This window comes from Streptomyces sp. PU-14G, from assembly GCF_041028275.1.
Taxonomy (GTDB): domain Bacteria; phylum Actinomycetota; class Actinomycetes; order Streptomycetales; family Streptomycetaceae; genus Streptomyces.
Window position 1 is genome coordinate 1 of sequence record NZ_JASKYT010000691.1, and the last position, 1,201, is coordinate 1,201.

At 72.9% G+C, this 1,201-nt stretch carries 1 protein-coding gene; it reads right to left on the bottom strand.

Translation table 11 applies throughout. The features are described 5' to 3' along the window. Positions 1 to 140: 140 nt before the first annotated feature. Positions 141 to 953, bottom strand: coding sequence for an SDR family oxidoreductase (locus AB8Z75_RS34750; protein WP_369209100.1), 813 nt, complete (start codon positions 951 to 953; stop codon positions 141 to 143). Positions 954 to 1,201 lie beyond the last annotated feature (248 nt).

Here is a 1,201-nt window from a genome sequence, read left to right on the forward strand (position 1 = left end):
GTCACGGTGGGGCTCCTTCACGGAATCGCTGCGCGCCGAGTCTGCTGCGCCGGGGCCCGGGGAGGCCACAGCCGGGACGGGCCGAGGAACGTGATCTCGGCCTCAGGTTTCCACCGCGGCGTGTGCGGGCCGGATGCGGCTCAGCCCCGCCCGATGTAGGGCATCTTCGTGGCCATCACCGTCGCGAACTGGACGTTGGCTTCCCGGGGGAGGGAGGCCATGTGGCGGACGGTGCGCGCGACGTCGCCCGCGTCCATGGTGGGTTCCGCCGCGAGGGTGCCGTCGGCCTGGGGGACGCCCCGGGCCATGGCGGCGGTCATCTCGGTGGCGGCGTTGCCGATGTCGATCTGGCCGCAGGCGATGTCGTACGGGCGGCCGTCGAGGGACAGGGACTTGGTCAGGCCGGTGACGGCGTGCTTGGTGGTGGTGTAGGCGAGGGAGCCGGGGCGCGGGGTGTGGGCGGACAGGGAGCCGTTGTTGATGATGCGGCCTCCCCTGGGGCGCTGGCGCTTCATCAGCCGGAAGGCGCCCTGCGCACACAGGAAGGCGCCGTGCAGGTTGACGTCGACGACGTTGCGCCACTGCTCGAAGGAGAGGTCCTCCAGCGCGGTGGCCGGCCCGAAGGTGCCCGCGTTGTTGAAGAGCAGGTCGAGTCGCCCCCAGGCGTCGGCCACGGTCTCGAAGAGGGCGGTGACCGCTGCCGGTTGGGTGACGTCGGTGGCCACGCACAGGGTGGTCGCGCCGCTGCCGGCGAGTGCGGCGGTCTCCTCGAGCGCCGCGCGCCGGCGGCCCGCCAGCGCCACCGACCAGCCCGCTTCGGCCAGCTCCAGTGCGACGGCCCGCCCGATGCCGGAGCCGGCGCCGGTGACCACCGCGGTGCTGGGGCGGGGGACCGGGGCGGACGCGCCGCGGTCGCCGTGGTGCTGCTGGTTTCGCTGGTGTTCCTGCGTCATGGGCGCAGCGTACGCGGGGCGTTTCGCGCCGCCGCTGGGTGTGGAGTTCGTCACCAGGCCCGTTTCCGGCCAGGTGAGGGAGGCGGTCGGCGAACAAAGATATGGGCCGTTGCCGGAAAGCCTGGGAGAATGTTCGCGCCCGTGACAATCTCCTGGAGAGGTGCATGACCAGCCCCGGCCCCCAGCAACCGGCCGCAATACCCGCCGAGACCTCGCAGCCCCCGCACCACCAACCCCCGCAGCACCCG